This window comes from Pseudorhizobium marinum (genome assembly GCF_000705355.1).
Taxonomy (GTDB): Bacteria; Pseudomonadota; Alphaproteobacteria; order Rhizobiales; family Rhizobiaceae; genus Neorhizobium; species Neorhizobium pelagicum.
In genome coordinates, this window is record NZ_JMQK01000013.1 from 91,137 (window position 1) to 108,852 (window position 17,716).

20 protein-coding genes and 2 pseudogenes are annotated in these 17,716 nt (G+C 61.8%); 10 read left to right on the top strand and 12 right to left on the bottom strand.

The genetic code is table 11. The annotated features are described in order from the left end of the window. Nucleotides 1-26: 26 nt before the first annotated feature. Complete coding sequence (locus EO99_RS26355) at nucleotides 27-782, bottom strand: GGDEF domain-containing protein (protein ID WP_162179317.1); 756 nt, start codon at nucleotides 780-782, stop codon at nucleotides 27-29. Nucleotides 783-941: 159 nt separating this feature from the next. After that, a pseudogene (locus EO99_RS28660) lies at nucleotides 942-1,058 on the bottom strand (helix-turn-helix transcriptional regulator); the annotation flags it as partial. A gap of 65 nt (nucleotides 1,059-1,123) precedes the next feature. Here EO99_RS28660 and EO99_RS0116235 point away from each other — a divergent pair. The 3 genes from EO99_RS0116235 to EO99_RS0116245 all read left to right on the top strand — a co-directional run bounded on the left by EO99_RS0116235 (nucleotide 1,124) and on the right by EO99_RS0116245 (nucleotide 5,075). Next, a complete protein-coding gene (locus tag EO99_RS0116235) occupies nucleotides 1,124-1,351 on the top strand; it encodes a type II toxin-antitoxin system VapB family antitoxin (RefSeq protein WP_029619675.1) in 228 nt (75 codons plus the stop codon). A gap of 3 nt (nucleotides 1,352-1,354) precedes the next feature. Beyond that, nucleotides 1,355-1,759, top strand: coding sequence for a type II toxin-antitoxin system VapC family toxin (locus EO99_RS26705; RefSeq protein ID WP_235776846.1), 405 nt, complete (start codon nucleotides 1,355-1,357; stop codon nucleotides 1,757-1,759). 931 nt (nucleotides 1,760-2,690) lie between these two features. After that, nucleotides 2,691-5,075: a putative bifunctional diguanylate cyclase/phosphodiesterase gene (locus tag EO99_RS0116245; protein ID WP_077067095.1), complete on the top strand. Its 2,385-nt coding sequence runs from the start codon at nucleotides 2,691-2,693 to the stop codon at nucleotides 5,073-5,075. A gap of 220 nt (nucleotides 5,076-5,295) precedes the next feature. Here the strand turns inward: EO99_RS0116245 and EO99_RS0116250 are convergent, their stop codons facing one another. Continuing rightward, nucleotides 5,296-5,751 (bottom strand): cupin domain-containing protein, encoded by a 456-nt coding sequence (locus tag EO99_RS0116250; protein ID WP_029619678.1) that lies wholly within the window; start codon nucleotides 5,749-5,751, stop codon nucleotides 5,296-5,298. A gap of 99 nt (nucleotides 5,752-5,850) precedes the next feature. On the opposite strand from EO99_RS0116250, the gene EO99_RS28470 reads away from it, so the two are divergent. Continuing rightward, nucleotides 5,851-6,519: a LysR family transcriptional regulator gene (locus tag EO99_RS28470; RefSeq protein WP_077067096.1), complete on the top strand. Its 669-nt coding sequence runs from the start codon at nucleotides 5,851-5,853 to the stop codon at nucleotides 6,517-6,519. Beyond that, nucleotides 6,516-6,809, top strand: coding sequence for a LysR substrate-binding domain-containing protein (locus tag EO99_RS28475; RefSeq protein ID WP_268871304.1), 294 nt, complete (start codon nucleotides 6,516-6,518; stop codon nucleotides 6,807-6,809). The genes EO99_RS28470 and EO99_RS28475 overlap by 4 nt, the downstream gene beginning before the upstream one ends. Before the next feature lie 3 nt (nucleotides 6,810-6,812). On the opposite strand, the gene EO99_RS0116260 is transcribed toward EO99_RS28475, so the two are convergent. The 4 genes from EO99_RS0116260 to EO99_RS0116275 form a co-directional block, all read right to left on the bottom strand. After that, nucleotides 6,813-7,283 (bottom strand): nuclear transport factor 2 family protein, encoded by a 471-nt coding sequence (locus tag EO99_RS0116260; RefSeq protein ID WP_029619679.1) that lies wholly within the window; start codon nucleotides 7,281-7,283, stop codon nucleotides 6,813-6,815. Nucleotides 7,284-7,385: 102 nt separating this feature from the next. Beyond that, nucleotides 7,386-7,712: a nuclear transport factor 2 family protein gene (locus EO99_RS0116265; RefSeq protein WP_051679908.1), complete on the bottom strand. Its 327-nt coding sequence runs from the start codon at nucleotides 7,710-7,712 to the stop codon at nucleotides 7,386-7,388. Between the two features lie 10 nt (nucleotides 7,713-7,722). Next, nucleotides 7,723-8,706 carry a saccharopine dehydrogenase family protein gene (locus EO99_RS0116270; protein ID WP_029619681.1) on the bottom strand — a complete coding sequence of 328 codons (984 nt, stop codon included), beginning with the start codon at nucleotides 8,704-8,706 and terminating at the stop codon, nucleotides 7,723-7,725. Nucleotide 8,707: 1 nt separating this feature from the next. Next, a complete protein-coding gene (locus tag EO99_RS0116275; protein ID WP_029619682.1) occupies nucleotides 8,708-9,103 on the bottom strand; it encodes a VOC family protein in 396 nt (131 codons plus the stop codon). Nucleotides 9,104-9,280: 177 nt separating this feature from the next. Between EO99_RS0116275 and EO99_RS0116280 the strand changes: the two genes are divergently transcribed. After that, nucleotides 9,281-10,180, top strand: coding sequence for an AraC family transcriptional regulator (locus EO99_RS0116280; protein ID WP_029619683.1), 900 nt, complete (start codon nucleotides 9,281-9,283; stop codon nucleotides 10,178-10,180). Between the two features lie 97 nt (nucleotides 10,181-10,277). Here the strand turns inward: EO99_RS0116280 and EO99_RS0116285 are convergent, their stop codons facing one another. From EO99_RS0116285 to EO99_RS0116300, 4 genes are read right to left on the bottom strand one after another with little or no spacing between them, the layout of a single operon-like run. Then, nucleotides 10,278-11,153, bottom strand: a complete 876-nt coding sequence (locus tag EO99_RS0116285) for a sigma-70 family RNA polymerase sigma factor (RefSeq protein ID WP_037112191.1) — start codon at nucleotides 11,151-11,153, stop codon at nucleotides 10,278-10,280. Further along, a complete protein-coding gene (locus EO99_RS0116290) occupies nucleotides 11,137-11,601 on the bottom strand; it encodes a carboxymuconolactone decarboxylase family protein (RefSeq protein WP_029619685.1) in 465 nt (154 codons plus the stop codon). Before EO99_RS0116290 ends, EO99_RS0116285 begins: the two co-directional genes overlap by 17 nt. A 24-nt stretch (nucleotides 11,602-11,625) precedes the next feature. Further along, entirely contained in the window at nucleotides 11,626-12,231 is a 606-nt protein-coding gene (locus EO99_RS0116295; RefSeq protein ID WP_235776847.1) for a glutathione S-transferase C-terminal domain-containing protein, read from the bottom strand. Then, on the bottom strand, nucleotides 12,228-12,983 hold the full coding sequence (locus EO99_RS0116300) for an SDR family oxidoreductase (protein ID WP_029619687.1): 756 nt from the start codon (nucleotides 12,981-12,983) through the stop codon (nucleotides 12,228-12,230). Before EO99_RS0116300 ends, EO99_RS0116295 begins: the two co-directional genes overlap by 4 nt. A 512-nt stretch (nucleotides 12,984-13,495) precedes the next feature. Here EO99_RS0116300 and EO99_RS0116310 point away from each other — a divergent pair. Together EO99_RS0116310 and pqqE are read left to right on the top strand one after the other, a co-directional pair. After that, on the top strand, nucleotides 13,496-13,729 hold the full coding sequence (locus EO99_RS0116310) for a hypothetical protein (RefSeq protein ID WP_235776848.1): 234 nt from the start codon (nucleotides 13,496-13,498) through the stop codon (nucleotides 13,727-13,729). Between the two features lie 202 nt (nucleotides 13,730-13,931). After that, a complete protein-coding gene (pqqE, locus tag EO99_RS0116315; protein ID WP_077067097.1) occupies nucleotides 13,932-14,885 on the top strand; it encodes a pyrroloquinoline quinone biosynthesis protein PqqE in 954 nt (317 codons plus the stop codon). A gap of 172 nt (nucleotides 14,886-15,057) precedes the next feature. On the opposite strand, the pseudogene EO99_RS28665 reads toward pqqE, so the two are convergent. Then, nucleotides 15,058-15,129, bottom strand: a pseudogene (locus tag EO99_RS28665) (hypothetical protein); the annotation flags it as partial. A gap of 290 nt (nucleotides 15,130-15,419) precedes the next feature. Here EO99_RS28665 and EO99_RS0116320 point away from each other — a divergent pair. Further along, entirely contained in the window at nucleotides 15,420-16,412 is a 993-nt protein-coding gene (locus tag EO99_RS0116320; protein ID WP_029619690.1) for a CobW family GTP-binding protein, read from the top strand. A 44-nt stretch (nucleotides 16,413-16,456) separates the two neighbouring features. Further along, nucleotides 16,457-17,695 carry a zinc metallochaperone AztD gene (gene aztD, locus EO99_RS0116325; protein ID WP_029619691.1) on the top strand — a complete coding sequence of 413 codons (1,239 nt, stop codon included), beginning with the start codon at nucleotides 16,457-16,459 and terminating at the stop codon, nucleotides 17,693-17,695. Nucleotides 17,696-17,716: the final 21 nt, after the last annotated feature.

Genomic DNA, 17,716 nt, shown 5'->3' on the forward strand with positions numbered 1-17,716 from the left:
TCCTCCTGGCGCTGAGGTCGTTTCGCTTATGCGTTCTCAAACCGCCATCGATCCTTGCCGGCCATCTTCGCCTGATACAGGAGTTGGTCAGCCTTTGCGGTCAGCGCCTCAAGATCGCCTTTTGCTGCCGTCCACACGCCGCCGACGGTCGCTCTTGTTTCAACAGCGGCCGCCCCAATATCGATGCTGCCACGCATGACCTCGACCACCCGCAACGCCACCCCCTCGCCCGTTTTCCGATCTCCCGGAACAACAATCAGGAATTCGTCGCCGCCCGTCCGGCACACCAGATCGGTGTCGCGGACCGTCTTCCTCAGGCGGCTCGACGCCTCGACGAGCACCTTGTCACCGGCGGGATGACCATAGGTGTCGTTCACGCCCTTGAACCCGTCGAGATCCACCAACAGGATCGACCAGCTTAAAGACGACGGCATCTGCTTGAAGCGGTTCATCAGCCCACGCCGGTTGAGCAGGCCCGTCAGGAGGTCTGTTTCGGAACTTCGCTCTGATGCCTCAAGCCGCTGGTGCTCCTCCGTGAAATCAATGGCCACTCCGACGATCCGCCGCGGCGTGCCGTCGGAATTCCGCAGCAGCCGACGGTCGCAGCGCATCCAGCGCTCTCCCGCCACGGTGTCGAGCCGGTACTCTGCCACCGACTGATCGACCGCGCCCTGCAGCAGCGATGTAAGGTCGGCGGCTTCGACATCCTTCGGGTTTACCCTTCCCAGGTAGTTCTGCAGATCGAGGCGCGCCGCTGCAGGGCCGACGATGAACTGCGCCAACCCATCGGAGGTCTCGAACCTGCCGGATCGGACGTCCATGTGCCAGAAGCCGCCGCGCAGAACCTCCATGGCAAGTTCCAGCTGGGCCGCCTTCTCCGCAAGCTGGCGCTCGTGTTGCTTGTGAACGGTAATGTCTTCGATCTGCGAAAGGAACCGTACGACCTTGCCCGACGGATCGCGCATCGCCGCCACGTGAATGACCACGTGTACGATCTGCCCGTCGGGGCGCAGGTAACGTTTCTCGATCGTGTAGCCGTCGCGAACGCCCGCAAGCACGTCCCTGAAGAGCAGGAGGTCGGCCTCCAGATCCTCGGGATGGGTAAAGTCCGCAAAGGGCGTTCATAGACGATCCCGAAGTCGACAGGCTCGCCGACGAGCTTGTCGGTCTCACCAAGACCTCCAAGGTTGATGCCGTCAAGACGGCATTGAAGCGGGAGATCGCCAGCCGCAAAAAGAGCCTGACGATCCGCGACCGGCTGGCAAAGTCGCTCGCCATGGCCCGCGCCGCGGGACCATACGCACCCGGCGACCACAAGCGCGAAACCGATGAAATGTGGGACGAGGACTGATGCTTGTTCATCGACGCATCCGTCATTGTCGCCATTCTCGCTGGCGAAGAGGACCGCGGTCAGCTGCTCGATCACCTCACGCAGAAAGAACGTCCGTTCTACGTCTCCTCGGTCGTTCGCATGGAGGCCTCACTTGCCCAGACGCGGCACCGTGCCAAGGTGATCGGCCGGGACACGCCGGCAATCCCAGACATGCTGCAGGAATCGCGCCGCGTGGTCGATCAGTTCCTTGTCGACCTTCAGGCGAAAGAGGCCATGCTTTCCGGCGACGTGGGATCCAACGGCGCTCGATGCCGCGCAGGGGTTCGACAAGATCGTCAACCACCCTGCGAAGCTCAATGCGGCGGATTGTTTTTCCCACGCCTGTCCTCGGGCCTACCGGACAACGGTTGCCTACAAGGGCAATGACTTTACCTTGACCGATATCGGCTGGTGAAGCCCGAGCGCGCGAGTGCCCTATCGGGCGGTCCTCTGCCAGTCGGCGGGAAATGATGGAGATCCGTTCTTCGTCCTGGCCGAGGTGCTTGCGGGCGGAGAACTAGCAACGAACCGCAAGCGACAGGGATCGCCTCGCCAGATCCCACGTCCTTCGCCACAGGCGACCGGTTTCTGGCCGAGGGCATGGTCTCGAGGTAGACGAAGTAGTGCCGCATCTTCGGTGCCGGCTTCCTCGTCGCGGCGGGATGGGGTTGGAACGAGGGCATGGCGGGTGGTGCGACGGTTGAAAGCCCCGCCCGCTATGCCTTCCACACCGGAAAGGCGGTCATCTCCAACCGCCTTTCGAACAAGGACAGGTTTAAGACTCCCTGCTGGCGGGATTCGGCATTACGCGCGCGCTAAACGTCATTATCCAAAGCGACACAAGCGCTATGGCGTGCCTGAGGTGGATGCGCCCGTAGAAAGCCGATTTTGACGAGGCTGATATCGCATTCATGGAAGGGCTCCCAGCCATCCTCGGAGGGCGGCTCGGGGACTATTCGTGCAAGGGGCGGCAGAGCGGAGGAAAGGCTTCGGCTCAGGGTTGAAGATGAGGACGCGGCTTGCCGCCGACTTTGACCCCGCTGCAACAGGCAGACTGGGCGCCAGGCTCATCCGTCCGTTGAGCCGGCAGCTTGGCGGCGAGCCGGAGTGGACAGGGTCCAAGGATGGGACCAGGTTCTCGCTGAAGTTCCTGAACGCAAGAGAAAAAGCCCAGACGAGCCCCTACAAAACAGCTCCTTCTCGATGTCTCGGCCTTTCGCCACGACGGCTAAAGTGATCGAGAGGCCTCTGTGAGAAGCTACTTAACATTGCTCTAACGTCTTTGCCGGAAGGTAACCTGAAATGGGGAGCAACTTACGTGCGTGACGGAATAGAGCTTGAAACAGACCTGCTTCCCCGTGCGGAGGAGCCGGCCCGGCTAAGTCTTTCTGTGCACCTGGAAGACGCGGCGCGACTGCTGCGCGAAAGCGGCCCGACCCTCGCGGATCGCTACGGCTGGCTTGAGGCCATGATCAACCACGTCCCCGATTACATCTACGCCAAGGACCTTGAGGGACGCTTCCTCTTCGCGAACGAAGCCGTCGTCTCAAACAACGGCCTATCAAACGTCGAAGAGCTGATTGGACTAACGGATTTCGACCTGCACGGACAGGAACTTGCATCATCGATCGCCGAGATCGAGCAGAGGGTAATCCAGTCCGGTGTTGCCGATCTCGGCTTCGAAGAACGTGCTCTGAAGGGCGGCCCCGACCGTTGGCTTATGATGTCACGCGTCCCCTTGAAGGACGCCGACGGCAGGACCGTCGGGGTCGTCGGTGCGTCGCGCGACATCACCGCCCGGAAGAACTCCGAACGCCTGATGTCGATACAGGCGCGGCTCCTCGAGATGATCATTGGTGCAGTACCGGCGGCCGAGTTCTTCGAAAACTTCGCCGTTCTCCTCGATGAATCCTCCGATGGCGTCCAGGCCGCGCTCTTCGTCCCCGACGGAGGCCAAGAACTGAGGCTGGCGGCATGTGCTGCCAACACGTGGCCGAAGAACACAAGAGTGTGTGTCGCCGGCCCGCAAACTGCCGCCCACGAGATTGAGGCTTACGTCCGCAGCATACGGAGCGCCAGCGACTATGTCCGGAGCGTCGAGATCCGGGCCTCAAACGGCAGTATGCACGCCGTTCTAGCCCTTACCATGTTTGGCCGTCGGCCCGATCCCTCATACTGTGAATTCGTGATCTCGGCGGCGCGGCTGGCCGGTATCGCGGTCGATCGCATCCTGGCGGAGGAACGTATCACGTTCTTGGCAGAGCACGACGCCCTTACCGGCTTGCTGAAGCGCGAACGCCTCGACCATGAGCTGACGGAGATGCTGTCGCAGGCTGTTTTGGAGGGCAAGCGGGTGGCGGTGGCCTTCATCGATCTCGACAACTTCAAGCTGATCAACGACACCCTCGGCCATGATGCGGGGGACGAACTCCTGAAGGAAGTCGCCTCGTCCATAAGGGCGGCGATGGCGCCTGATGGTACAGCGGCGCGGATCGGGGGCGACGAGTTCGTGGTCGTTCTTCCCGACTCCAGAGGCGACATCCTCGATCGGGTAGAGCAATTGAGAATAGCGATAGGACAACCGCACCTGGTGAGGGGACACGTGCTGCGGCCGACGGCCAGTATCGGTGTCGCGCTCTTTCCCGACCATGCTGGGCAACCGTCGCAGCTTCTGGCGCGCGCCGATCTTGCCATGTACCGGTCAAAGCGGAACGGCCGCGACGGGACTACGGTCTTTACCTTCGACATGGCTGAGGAGGCGTCAATGAAGCTCCGACGCCTGGAAGAACTGAGGCGAGCGGTGAAGAACGGAGAGCTCATCCTCCACTATCAGCTGCAAAAGGACCTGCGGACGGGCGCATTTACCGGCGTCGAAGCCCTTGTCAGATGGGACCATCCGGTTGAAGGCATGATCTCGCCGTGCAGCTTCATTCCGATTGCGGAGGAAAGCGGCCTGATCCTCGAAGTGGGGGCGGTTGTGCTGGAGATGGCGTGCCGGCAGGGGAGAGCCTGGCAGGACGCTGGACTGGCTCCGATGAAAATTGGGGTCAACATGTCGGCCCGACAGTTCCAGGACGCGCAACTGACCGCCATGGTCGCGGGCGTGCTCGCACGAACCGGGCTTGAGCCTCGGTGGCTCGAAATCGAGATTACCGAGAGCCTGATCATGAAGGACGTCGATGCCGCCGTGCGGCGAATGGACGAACTCACGAAACTGGGGGTGGGACTGGCCCTGGACGACTTTGGGACGGGCTACTCCAGCCTCAGCATGCTGAAGCGCTTTCCATTGTCGAGACTGAAGATCGACCGGTCCTTCATCGCCGAAGCTCCACATGACCCGGACGACGGTGCAATCGTATCTGCGATCATCTCGCTTGCGAACACACTTGGACTGGAAGTGGTGGCGGAAGGTGTGGAGACCGAGGCACAGGCGCGATACCTGCTTGCAGCGGGCTGCCACGAGATCCAGGGGCACCTGCTCGGCCGCCCCGAGGCGCCCGAGGTTGTCGAGGGGCTTCTTCGCTGTGCCCAAGGTTACGTCCCTGTTGAAGGCACCTTAGGGCAGCAGCCAGGCGACCGCGCCGGCTGCGCCGGCCGAGTGGCGGCGAAATCTCGGCGTGGCCAGCGCAATGCCAAGCATCATGGCCCGGACATCGATATTGGCCATGACGACATGGATCCAAGCGAGGCTGCGGCGTGCTAAGATCAGACCGCATAAGAGAACGCTGCGGATAGCCCCATCGACACCCAATCCACCAGTTCAGGTGGGTGGGGACAAGGCCAGCCTGTGATTGCCGGACGCGGCCATGGCAAGGGTGAGCGCCACGACGTAGGGCGTGGCTGAGAGCAAGAGACAATAAGACATGCCGGGCATAGTGGCGGTCCTTTGTGGTGGTGCCCCGCCACGAAGGCGGGGCCGTGGATCAGGCGGCGTGAGCGTCAGCACCCGAGCCGACAAAGCGGATGCCGTAGCGGGCCGAGACTGCTTCCAGACCGGCAGCCCCGGCCTCTTCGACCGCGCCGAAGAAGCCCTCGAAGCCGCCCGGCGTCACGATGATCATCAGCCGGCCGATGCTGGTTCCGATGTTTTGGGACCTGTGCGCAACGCCGCGGGGCAAGAGCACACAGCCGCCCTCCCCAACCTCGGTCCGTGTGTCTCCGCAGACAAACAGGAAGCGGCCCGACAGCACCCGGAAAAACTCTTCCTCGCGCTCGTGGATGTGCAGCGGCGGGCCTTCACCGGCCGGAATGTCGGTTTCGAAGAGGCCGAAGCGGCCCTCGGTCTCCTCGGCGGATATGCGGATCAGGTGCGGACCGAAGCCAAGTGCCATCCGGCCGGCGCCGGGTGGGGAGATGATGGGGTTCTTGAAGGTGTTCATGGGCGTTTCTCCATTTGGACTAATGGACGATCATTTACGATGGGAGAGGACAGGTGATAATCTCACGCATCTGCCCACACTGTTCGGATCCCTTGACGAATGAAGACCTCTGATCCTCTGAATGGTCTCGCCGCGTTCCTGGCGGTCGCCGAACATCTGAGCTTCACAAAGGCGGCAGAGATGCTCGCCATGTCTCGACCGACCGTCAGTGCGCAGGTGGATCAACTCGAGCGCCGATTGGGCGTGCGCCTGCTGCACAGGTCGACCAGGCATCTCTTCTTGACCGAAGCGGGTGCGGCCTTTCATGAACGGCTCAGGGACGTCACCACCATGGTGCATGATGCCGAACGCGCCGCGATCCATCATCAGGAGGCACCCGTCGGCAGGTTGAGGATATCCGCACCGCCGGACCTGGGGTCCAGCCATCTCACGCCGATGATCGCCGGTTTCCTCGCCGATCATCCGGAGATCGAAATTGAGCTCGAGCTGTCGAACACCGCCGTGAACCTCATCGAGCGGAAGTTCGATCTTGCGGTACGCGGGACGATCCGGATCGACGAGACGCTGATCACCCGAAAACTGGGCGAGTCAGCGGTGCTGATCTGTGCTTCACCCGACTATCTGTCGCGCCGTGGCGTTCCCGAGAAGCCCGAGGACCTGGCGGATCACCATTGCCTGCATTTCTCAGGCCTCAGATGGGGCCGGATCTGGAAATGCGGCAAGGCGAGGATGTTCGCCGTATCCCGATCACCCCGAGTTTTGAGGTGAATGACGGGGGCAACCTCTGCACGGCGGCGCTCTGCGGCTTGGGCATCACCCTCTTGCCCACCTTCGTTGTCGGCCCTTCCATCAGGGAAGGACGTCTCGTCCGGATTCTTGCCGACTGGCACATACCGGAAGTGCCAGTTCACGCCGTCTATCCCGACAACCGTCTCATCGCGGCCAAGGTGAAGTCATTCGTCGCCTATCTCGCGGCGGAGTTCCGGCGCGATCCAGATCTCTCGGGAGAGCCCGGCCTCGCGCCCGACCGCCATTCCACTCGCGTCGCTCTCACTTGAGACTTATATCTCGGAGAGAACCGACGGATCGCCCGTCCGCCAGACGTTGTCCACCGTATTGCGTGTGATGACCCAGACATCGTCTGACCGGATCAACTCGACATCGTAACGGTTCTTCATCAGATAACAACGCGAAGGATCGCTGCGGGGAACGTGCTGGGCCTCCACGAGCACATCCATGCGTGCCGTGTCGCCGTTGATGGTTACCCGCGGATTGCTGACGGAATGGCTCGTATCCAGCGCCCGGAGCGACGTCGACAGGGCGGCGACGATGACATCGCGGCCTTCAATAACCGGATATTCGAACCCGGCTTTTGCGGCAGCTGGCCGGAAGTCCGAGACTGCGTTTTCGGCGAGCGACGACGAGAGAAGCTCCTCGTCGCGGAGGTCGATACCAGCCGCGAAGCGGTAAAGCGCTTCGACGACGGCGAGCTTATCAACGACCTCATGGGTGAGAGACCTGGTGGTTGTCATGAACCTACTCCTTCTTGTGCCGGAAGCTTGCGGACGCACGCCTTCCCGGGATCCGCGCCTCAGGCGCAGATGTTCGTTTTGGTGAAGTTGTTTGTGGATTTGCTATGCGAGGTCGGCGTCGATACGCCCGATCAAGCCATCCGAACGGGCTGCAATCTTCAGGATGCCGATCTCGTGGCCGAAATCGCCCCTGAAATCGAGGCGGACGTCTAGGTTGAAGTCGTCCAGCGTCTCAATGGACAGCAGCCTGCTTGCGGTGTTGTAACCAACGAAGAACCGCTGGAGATAGATGCGGATGCCGGCCCTGCCGACGAAGACGTCGCCGACCGAAACATCGTCGATGACCGCATCGGGAGAAAACAGAGACAGCGCGCCCTCGACGTCGAAGGTATTTGCGGTCGCGATGAAGGATTCGACGAGCTTCTGCATGGTGCGTTCCTCACACGTCGACGATCGTGGTATCGGCGATGGTCTGAGCGAAGCCGCTTCCGAACAGACCAGCGGGCGTCTGAAAGCCGGGGCGGACTTCGCCTGCGAGCACACGGCGGCCAGCCTCGGCCGCAGCCATCGCGGTGAAGGTGTAACCATTGACCGTATCGAGCAGCGAGCGGGTCACCTGGCCTTCCGCGTCGGTGACTTCGACGGCCGCCTGATATCGGTTCGCGAGACGATCCTCTTCCCCCGGCCCATCCGCAAGCAGGCAGAGATCACCCTGCGGAAACCCGTCGCCCGGCACATGCACAAAGGTTTCGACATCAGGGACGCCCGTCGACCGCCAGATCGTGATGAGATCGGGAAGCGTCACCGGGAAGCAGTCGACCGTACCCTGGCCGAAGTCGAATTTCCAAATGCCGTCGGCAGCGACGCCCACGAGTCTGCCGCCGATACGAGCCAGAACCTCGGTGGTGACGTTTTCCATCGCACTGATCGCCGACCCCCGCGAGAAAGCACCTGCGACATGCAGCGCAATCCTGATTTTGCGGGGCGCGCGGACCTTTGCGACAGCGTGTCCGGCAAGGCTGCCGAGCATGGCAACGCTGCCACCACCGCCCGGCATCAGCATGATCCCTGCTGCCTTGGCCTGGTCATCCAGGCTTTCGGCGAGACGGTAGCTCACGAGTTCGGCTGCGGTGTCGAGATAGTGTACGCCGCTGCGGATCGACGCTTTCATCAGTGCTTCGGCGGTCCTCGTGAACGGTCCGGCACAGTTGATGAGGACCAAAACTCCGGCAAGGCTGTCGTGGATTGCCGCAGGGTCGTCGAGGCTGAACACCCGGTACTCGACGCCGAGCTCGGCGGCCAACCTGGAGAGGGATTCCCGGCTGCGGCCGGCGAGCACCAGCGGCGTGCCGGCCGCCTTCGCATGCTCTGCCGCCATGCGGCCGGTGTAGCCGGTTGCGCCATAGATCATCAGTTTTGTCATGTCAGTGCTGCCATTCCTTATAGACGAATTCGAGGCTGTAGCCGTCGGGATCGCGAACCTGCGCGGCGTAATAGCGTGGGTCGTAGTGAAGCTGTGGGCCGGGCGGATGGATCTCGGTTGCACCCGCGGTGATCGCAGCGTTGTAGGCGACATCGACCCGGGCGACACCTCCGGCGACGAAACCGATATGGGCCGAGCGCCCCTCGACAACCCCTTCGCGAAGCCAGAAGAACACCCTGCCTTTCGCCCCGAAGCCTTTCAGGTCCGGATGGCCGGGTGGACCGTCCTTTCCGTCGTAGTCATGGGCACGGACGATTTCGAGCGGTGCCAGCGCCGCGGCGTAAAAGGCGATTGAGCGGGTGATGTCGCTGACTGAGATGAAGACATGATCGAGCACGCTGCTTTCCTTTGGCCAGATGGTTTTACGCCCGCGAGTTCACTGTTTGGACGTTGCGTCTTGGTCTGACCTGAAGCTAAACCTGCACGGTCGGTCGTGCTCGCCCATATCTCTCCGAAACTTGCCTATTTCTGCTCCACACTTGCTGTGCCTTGCGCCGTCTGTCACGGTCGCCTTATGGCAAACCAACTTCACGAACTGCGCAGGCTAACCACGTCAGCCGAGAACCGGCGCACGGAAACCGGCATTCCCCGTGTCGCCATGGTCCAGGGGGAGATACCGGAACACCGGCTGTCGGCTGTCTACGAGCCGATGATCAACCTGATCCTGACCGGCTCCAAAACGATGACGGTCGGAGAACGGACCTTCGCCTATGATCCAGCCACCTATTTCGTAATGTCGGTTGATCTTCCTGCCGTCGGCTCGGTCCATCCGTCGGCCGCCGGGGAACCCTATCTCGCGGTCAGCCTGACGCTTCATCCTCCGACGGTCGCGTCGCTGATTGCGGACCTTCCCGTTCAGGTCTGCAGCAAGCTGTTTGGCTCGGGCTTCTCGGTGGCACCCGTCAGCGACGAGTTTCTCGACGCCTGGGTGCGGATGCTCAGGCTGATGGACCGACCGGACGAGGTCGCCGTACTTGCCCCTGCTTACGAACGGGAAATCCTTTTCCGGGTGCTGCAGGGCCCCCTGGGCTGGATGCTTCGCGATATCGCGGCGCCCGACGCGGCGCTCTCACGAATTGGCGTTGCAATTCAATGGATCCGGGAAAACTTCGCCAAGCCCCTGCGGGTGGAGACTCTTGCCGAAATGGCAGCCCTGAGCGTTTCGGCCTTCCATCGCCATTTCAAGGCCGTCACGGCACTCAGCCCGATCCAGTATCAGAAGCAGGTTCGGCTGCTTCATGCCCGGAGGCTTCTGCTGGCAGGAGAAGGGAACGCAACAGCGGTCGCGTATGGAGTCGGGTACGAAAGCCCGAACCAATTCAGCAGGGAATATGCCCGTCACTTCGGGTTGCCGCCGTCCAAGGATGTCGTGCGGCTTCGGGGGCAGGCAGCCAGCCGCCGCTTCGAGATCTAGACGTCGCCGTCGGCGCTCATACAGCGCTGGATCGCAAGCGATTTCGCAAGATTTCTTTGGCCGGACCAATATGCCTTGACCGATTGCGCATCAGAATTCAGTGGCCGAGGCGGCTGCTTAAGGAGATATGCGCCAGCTTGTCCGGATTTCGGGTCTTGTAGATCGCCAGTATTCGGCCGTCCTCGATCTCGAACGATGTCGTCTGCAGGGTGCCGTTGTACAGGCTGATGTATCCCGGAAGACCGTCGATCCAGACTGTGCGCACAAGGATTTCGGCGTCGCCGTACTTCCGGAACAGGCCCCGGTAGAGCCGCAGGGCCTTGTCGATGCCGGCAATGGCGTTCGGGAAGGCCAAAACCTTGCCGCCTCCGTCAGACACGATCCGGACGCCCTCGGCAAGGAGTGTCTGAAGACCTCCGATATTGCCGGTTCGCGTCGCGTCGAGGAAGGCCGTGGCGATCCGCTCGCCTTCGTCGCGCGCCACGGGATAGCGAGGGGTGTCGGCCTGCACGTTGCGCCGGGCACGGGAGGCCAGCTGCCGGACCGCCGCGACGTCACGTTCGAGGATCGAGGCGATCTCGTCCATCGGTGTATCGAAGACATCGTGCAGCAGGAACGCTGCCCGCTCAAGGGGCGAAAGGCGCTCGAGCGCGAGCATCAGTGTCAGCGTGAGGTTGTCGGCCCGCAGGTCGTCGTCAGGTTCTGGAAGGGGATCTGGCAGCCAGCTCCCGATATAGGTCTCGCGACGGACCCGCGCCGATTTCATCGCGTCAAGGCAAAGACGGGTGACGATCCGGCTGAGAAAAGAGGGTGCGTTCTGCACGTCCGACAGGTCGACGCGCCGCCAGCGCAGCCAGGCATCCTGCACGACGTCCTGGGCCTCGGAAACCGAACTCAGCATCCGGTAGGCGAGACGCAGCAACCGTGGCCGCTGCGCCTCGAATATGCGGGTCGCCTCAGGTAGCGTGTCCATTGCTTTCCTCTTGCGGATGGACGGCCCGAAGGCCGATCTGGAGCCTGTTCCACAGGTTGATCGCACCGATCGCGAGCGTCAGGTTCACGCGCTCTGACGCGTCATAGGCAGCCTCCACCAGGGCGTAATCCTCGTCCGGTGCGCCGGTGCGGGCGACGTTGGTGAGGGCCTCGGTCCACGCAAGGGCTGCGCGTTCGCGGGCAGAATAGAGCGAGGATTCACGCCATCCGTCGAGCAGATAGATGCGCATCTCCGTTTCGCCGTCGGCACGGGCGGCCTTGGCGTGCATGTGGAGGCAAAAGGCGCAGCCATTGATCTGCGAGGCGCGCAGCTTCACGAGGTGCAATGTGGTTTTGTCGAGGCTCGCCGCGATGGCGGCTTCGACGGCATACATGGCCTTGATGCCGGCGGCGGCCAATGAGAAGGGTTCGGCGATGCGGGGTATCATGACGGATCTCCTTTGGCAGGTGTATCAGACTTCGGTTCGAACTGGAGCTTCGGCTTGCAGCGCTGCGCGCACGGCGGGGCGTTCAAGCATCTGCCGTTTCAGCTCGACCATCTGTTGCGGGACCTCGACGTTGAAGCGTTCTGCCCAGACCAGCATGACGAACAGGTAGAAGTCGGCACCCGTCGGTTCCTTTCCAAATAGGAACGGGCCCTTCATGGCGTCGCACATCAGCCGAAGGTGCCCTGTTACTGTTTCAGCCGCGTGTGCGCGCTCGCGCTCCGAGCCGCCATGCCACATCGGCTTGAATGCGCGGTGCAACTCGGTCGATATGAAGGCAAGCGCCTCGATCAGCCGGCTGCGACCGAGCGGTCCCGCCGGCGCCAACTGCGGGTAGAGCGACGCCAGATGATCGAGCACCGCGATATTCTCGGTGAGAAGCTGGCCGTCGGGCAGAACGAGAGCGGGGACATAACCCTTGGCGCTCACGGTTCTGAAGTCTATGCCGTGCTCCGTCATGTGCGTGCGGATGTCGACGCGCTCGATGTCGAACGCTTGTCCCGCCTCATGCAGCGCGGTGTGGTCGGCCAGGCTGCAGGCGCCCGGCGCGTAGTAGAGCTTCATCCGGTTCATGTCCTCAGCTCGCCGCGATGGAGGAATGTCTCGAAGGAGGTGGCAGCGATCCTGGCTGGCCCGGATGGCACCAGGGACGTTTCATCGAGCAGGACACCGAAATAGGTCGATGCCGGATCCGTCACGACGACGCGCGGATCATGGGCTGCGGAGAGGAAGCGCGCGACCATGCGGTCGAGCGGCTGACGATCCGGGCCGGCGATTTCGACCAGACCGTTCACGGGCGCCGCCAGGGCGATGTCGGCCACTGCCTCGGCCACATCGTCGGAGATAATCGGCTGGATCAGAGACGACGAGAGCCGCACCTCGTTTCCCTGTGTTGCCCCGCGGGCGATGGCGCCCATGAACTCGAAGAATTGCGTCGAGTGGATGATCGTGTAGGGAATGCCGGAGGCCGCAATCAGATCTTCCTGCGCCTGCTTGGCACGGAAATAGCCGCTGGCCTGCAGTTTCGCCGTCCCGACCACGGACAATGCAACGTGGTGCCCGACGCCGGCCTCCTTCTCGGCAGCCAGCAGGTTGCGGCCCGAGGTCTGGAAGAACTCCATCGCAGCAATGTCCTCGAAGGAGGGCGAGTTGGTGAGATCGATGACGATCGACGCCCCCGCAAGTGCAGCCTCGAGCCCGGCGCCCGTGATTGTGTCGACCCCGGTTGATGGTGCGGCGGCAATGGCCTCATGGCCGCGTTCCCTGAGTTTTGCAACGGTCTTGGATCCGATCAGGCCGGTTCCGCCGATGATGACGATTTTCATGTTCGTGGCTCCTTTGGGATGCTTCACGAACAGGACGAAGCGGAGCGTGCCAATGTGACATCGACCGGAGATTTTCCCGCGATCGAATATTGATCTGCTTTGTTGGGCAGTCCGCGACCATTCCTGCCAGTGTCTGCAACTTGCACGGTGCCACTGCCAAGCCTTACGTTTCGTACCCACCCCACGCGGACGATATCGTTCTGCGATTTTATCTGCTGGCCCCTTGATGCCGATCTCGCGGAAAACAACCGTTAAGAGCCTTTGCCGCCCCTCCTGAGAAGTTGCTGTGACCCCGCTCCTGCTGGCTTCATCACCTTCCCTGCCTTGTTGATTTCCGCGCTCCCGGCAGAGAGGAGGTCCATAAGCATCTGCAACAGCGCGCTGCGAAATCAAAAATGGGCATTCAGAAACGCGCCTTGGATCGTTTTTGTCGCGTTTCATACCACCGATCCGGCGCGAGACCAGATTCTGGCTCTCATCACTGGCCCAATGAGACCGAAAGATGTGCTATCATGGCAGAACTCAACAGGGCGAGGCACAAGATGGTTTCCAGGCGAGACGTCTCCTACACAGAGTGGAACAACCTCGTGGCGCTCTACAGACACGAGAGCGCCAGCTTGTCGCGGGACATCGAAGGAAGGTGTCGGGGGCTTGGCCTCACTGACGGGAACGGCATTACCGACGCTGGGAAGCAGCTTGTCGAGCACGAGCTTCTCATGGAACGAAGGACGAGGCTTCAGGACTGATGATACCCATCCGCCCGGCATGGCGGCTATCAGTGGGCGCGGGGGGATGTTGCTGCTCAAGAACAACCGCCGCCTAGCCGCCTTGATGACCCGAAAAAATCTGACGTCGAACAGCCTCAGACGTTTTCTACACGGCCGCGAATTCGGGGGGCGTAGGGAAGGTCAACTCCGTATTGCGAGAGGGTTTGCTTTTCAATCCTAGGTGCTGCAAATCCACCTGTCGGGAGGCGAGCCGACATTGCGGCCGGACTTGGAGGTTCTCGTCAAGCGCTTGGCCGATCGCGGGATCTATACCAATCTGATCACAGCCGGCGTGGGTGTTGCCGAGGGACGCATGGAAGCCTTGGCGAGAGCCGGGCTCGACCACGTCCAGATCAGCTTCCAGGGTGCCTTTGCGTCGACCACCGAGAAGATAGGCAACCAGCGCGGTGCGCACGAGAAGAAGATCGAGACGGCGAGGCGCGCGCGCTCCGCTGGACTGCCGCTGACGATCAATGCACCCATCCACCGACACAACATCGAAGAAGTGCCGCACTTCATTGAACTGGCGCTTGCTCTCGATGCCGAGCGCCTGGAGATTGCCAACGTCCAGTATGCCGGTTGGGCACTCGTCAACCGCAACGCCCTGATGCCGGATCGCGCCGCCGTGGAACGGCAGGTCGACATCGTCCACCAGGCGCAGGAGGATCTGCTTGGTGTGCTCGCCATCGATTTCGTCACGCCTGATTATTTCGCCATGTATCCAAAGCCTTGCATGGGCGGATGGGCGCGCGACGCCTTCATGGCCGCTCCCGACGGCAGCATTCTTCCCTGCCACGCGGCCGGAACCATCCCAGGCTTCCTCTTCGACCGCTTCGGCGACAAGAGCCTTGCTGAAATCTGGCATCAGTCCACGGCGTTCAACGCCTTTCGCGGGACCGACTGGATGAGCGAGCCCTGCCGCAATTGCGACAGGAAGGAGATCGACTGGGGCGGATGCCGCTGCCAGGCAATGGCCATTGCCGGTAGTGCAGCAGCGACGGACCCAGCCTGCAGCAAATCGCCGTTTCATGCCCGGATGGCGACGCTGATCGATGAGGCAATGGCAGCGAACCATGACGAGTTCCAGTACCGGCGTATCGGTGCTCGGAAGTTCGAGCGCCAGGAATCCCCGTGACCGTGCAGTCATACTTCGAAGTTTCATGCGAAACAGCTTCGCCCGGGGCCAGGAAACCGGCAGCAGGCCGGGTCTGAAACTCCTTGCACATTGCGGATCGCGACACGCCAATTCCCGCCAATCTCACAGACCGGGCCAGCAACCGCAGCCCATCGTCAAATGAGGCGTCGTCAATGATGGTTCTCACACCGAGATCGATTTTAGCCCCTGTTCGCGTGGAGTACTCACCACGAAGCCACCTCAAGGCGTTGTCCTGAAGCGTGGTGTCCCATCCTCATAGCCACGGGCGTCTCCATCCTGCTTTGCGTGGCGCGATTGAAGCGCCTTACCCCAGCATCACGCTAATTAAGATGATGAGCGGCAGGATGGCTCCGATAGCCCGGCATGACGTTATCAAGTTTCAGACAAATGTCGCTCACCGCTTTCTCGGGGATTGACAGCGGCTGTTGCCGTAATGTTATTACGTCTTCAACCGCTGAGGTTACGGTATAACATATTGCGTGCGTGCGCCGATGCGCCGTTTGGGAGACGTCCATGTCACAGCAGAAGAATGCACCGACCCCGGTCACCGTTCTGACCGGGTACCTCGGGGCCGGAAAAACGACGCTTCTCAACCGTATTCTGATGGAGCCGCATGGGAAGAAGTTCGCCGTGATCGTCAATGAGTTCGGCGAGGTCGGCATCGACAACGACCTCATCGTCGAGTCCGACGAGGACGTATTCGAGATGAACAACGGCTGCATCTGCTGCACGGTGCGCGGCGACCTGATCCGCATCATCGACGGCCTGATGCGTCGCCGCGACCGCTTCGACGGCATACTCATCGAGACGACGGGGCTGGCCGATCCGGCGCCGGTGGCACAAACCTTCTTCGTCGACGAGGACCTCCGCGCGAAGACCCGGCTGGACTCCATTATCACGGTCGTCGATGCCAAGCATCTTCTCGGCGAGATCGATCAAGCTCATGAGGCACAGGAACAACTGGCCTTCGCCGACACCATTCTCCTCAACAAGACCGATCTGGTGGACGATGTCGCGCTTGCGGCCGTCACGGACAGAATCCGGCGCATCAACCCGGCCGCCAGCATCATCAGGTCCGAGCGCTGCAACGTCGATATTGCCAGCCTGCTCGACCGCAAGGCCTTCGATCTCGATCGCATTCTGGACGTGGAGCCGGACTTCCTGGATGAAGCCCACGATCACGAACATGACGATCACGTCACGAGCTTTTCGCTCGTCGAGCGTCAGCCCATGGATCCCGAGCGGTTCCTGAACTGGCTGCAGGACACGGTTCGGGTCTTCGGCCTGGATATGTTGCGGATGAAGGGGATCGTCTCCTTCTCCGGAGACGACGAACAGTTCGTCGTCCAGGCCGTCCACATGCTTCTGGAAGGCGACCACCAACGCGCCTGGAAGAAGAGCGAGGAACGCGTCACGCGGCTCGTCTTCATCGGACGCAACCTGCCCAAGGACATCATCAGCGACGGATTCCGCAAATGCCGCGCTGCTCGACAGGCCGCAGAGTAAAGCCACCCGCCGTTCTCAAGTTCCAACATGAAGGAAAGTACCCCATGAGATTGTTTCTCATCCGAAACCGCCTGCTCGCCGCAGTCACCGTTGCCATGGTTTTCGCCGCACCCGGCGCTTTTGCCGATGACGATCTCGAGAGCAACGAAGCATGGCGCCTGTTTGTCGCCGATCATACCAATCCGGTTGTCCACGCCATCGATTTCGAAACCGGCGAAGAACTCGGCCGCTACGACGTCAAGGGCGCCGCGGCCTTGACCGCCAGCGCCTCAGGCCAGACCGTGTTCGCCACCCAGTCGGACGACGACATCGTCCACATCCTCAAGACCGGCATCAACTTCTCCGACCACGGGGAACATCGCGATCTCGATGTTTCAGACGTCGAACTGTTGCCAGTGACCTTCGAAGGCAAGCGCCCGTTCCACGTCGTCCCGCACGACGACCATGCCATCCTCTTCTACGATCGTGGCGGCAAGGCAGACATCATCGATGAGGCGGCATTACTCGAAGGCAAGGCCGAAGTGAAGACGATCGGCACGACCAAGCCGCACCACGGCGTCGCGGTCACGATGGGCCGCCATGTGCTGGTCTCGGTTCCAAACACGGAAATCGTGACGAAGCCGGACGAACTGCCGCCCCGTATCGGACTGCGTGTCATCGACGAGACCGGCGAGCAGGTCGGGGATATGGCGACCTGCACCGACCTGCACGGTGAGGCCACCTCGGCGCGTCTCGTCGCCTTCGGCTGCAAGGAAGGCGTTCTGATCGCTCGCCCCGGCGGGACCGAGGGACCAAAGCTGGAGATGCTTACCTACCCCTCCGACCTGCCGAAAGGATACACGGGGACGCTGCTCGGCGGCAAGGCCATGCAGTTCTTCCTCGGCAACTACGGCGAGGACAAGGTCGTCCTGATCGATCCGGACAGCGACGAACATTTCAAGCTCGTCGCGCTTCCGACCCGCCGCGTCGATTTTGTGCTCGACCCGGCGACACCGCGCAACGCCTATATCCTGACCGAGGACGGCGACCTGCACGTGCTCGACATCATCAAGGGCGAGATTGGTCGCAAGGCGACCGTGACAGAGCCTTACAGCAAGGACGGTCACTGGCGTGATCCTCGCCCGCGTCTGGCCGTAGCTGACGGTCATATCGCCATCACCGATCCCCGGCACTCGCTGGTCCGGATCTTCGATGCCGACAGCCTTGCAGAAGTCCGCACCATCGCCGTCGAAGGCCAGCCCTTCTCGATCGTGGCTGTTGGCGGCTCCGGCGCCTCGCATTGATATGACCGCGGGTCCGGAACC

What these genes read in the sequence shown, in the direction of transcription:
- EO99_RS0116250 (WP_029619678.1), bottom strand. Translation starts at nt 5,751, where the DNA reads ATGAACACCTTCAAGAACCCCATCATCTCCCCACCCGGCGCCGGCCGG.
- EO99_RS28470 (WP_077067096.1), top strand. Translation starts at nt 5,851, where the DNA reads ATGAAGACCTCTGATCCTCTGAATGGTCTCGCCGCGTTCCTGGCGGTC.
- EO99_RS0116260 (WP_029619679.1), bottom strand. Translation starts at nt 7,283, where the DNA reads ATGACAACCACCAGGTCTCTCACCCATGAGGTCGTTGATAAGCTCGCC.
- EO99_RS0116265 (WP_051679908.1), bottom strand. Translation starts at nt 7,712, where the DNA reads ATGCAGAAGCTCGTCGAATCCTTCATCGCGACCGCAAATACCTTCGAC.
- EO99_RS0116270 (WP_029619681.1), bottom strand. Translation starts at nt 8,706, where the DNA reads ATGACAAAACTGATGATCTATGGCGCAACCGGCTACACCGGCCGCATG.
- EO99_RS0116280 (WP_029619683.1), top strand. Translation starts at nt 9,281, where the DNA reads ATGGCAAACCAACTTCACGAACTGCGCAGGCTAACCACGTCAGCCGAG.
- EO99_RS0116285 (WP_037112191.1), bottom strand. Translation starts at nt 11,153, where the DNA reads ATGGACACGCTACCTGAGGCGACCCGCATATTCGAGGCGCAGCGGCCA.
- EO99_RS0116290 (WP_029619685.1), bottom strand. Translation starts at nt 11,601, where the DNA reads ATGATACCCCGCATCGCCGAACCCTTCTCATTGGCCGCCGCCGGCATC.
- EO99_RS0116295 (WP_235776847.1), bottom strand. Translation starts at nt 12,231, where the DNA reads ATGAACCGGATGAAGCTCTACTACGCGCCGGGCGCCTGCAGCCTGGCC.
- EO99_RS0116300 (WP_029619687.1), bottom strand. Translation starts at nt 12,983, where the DNA reads ATGAAAATCGTCATCATCGGCGGAACCGGCCTGATCGGATCCAAGACC.
- EO99_RS0116310 (WP_235776848.1), top strand. Translation starts at nt 13,496, where the DNA reads ATGGCAGAACTCAACAGGGCGAGGCACAAGATGGTTTCCAGGCGAGAC.
- EO99_RS0116320 (WP_029619690.1), top strand. Translation starts at nt 15,420, where the DNA reads ATGTCACAGCAGAAGAATGCACCGACCCCGGTCACCGTTCTGACCGGG.
- aztD (WP_029619691.1), top strand. Translation starts at nt 16,457, where the DNA reads ATGAGATTGTTTCTCATCCGAAACCGCCTGCTCGCCGCAGTCACCGTT.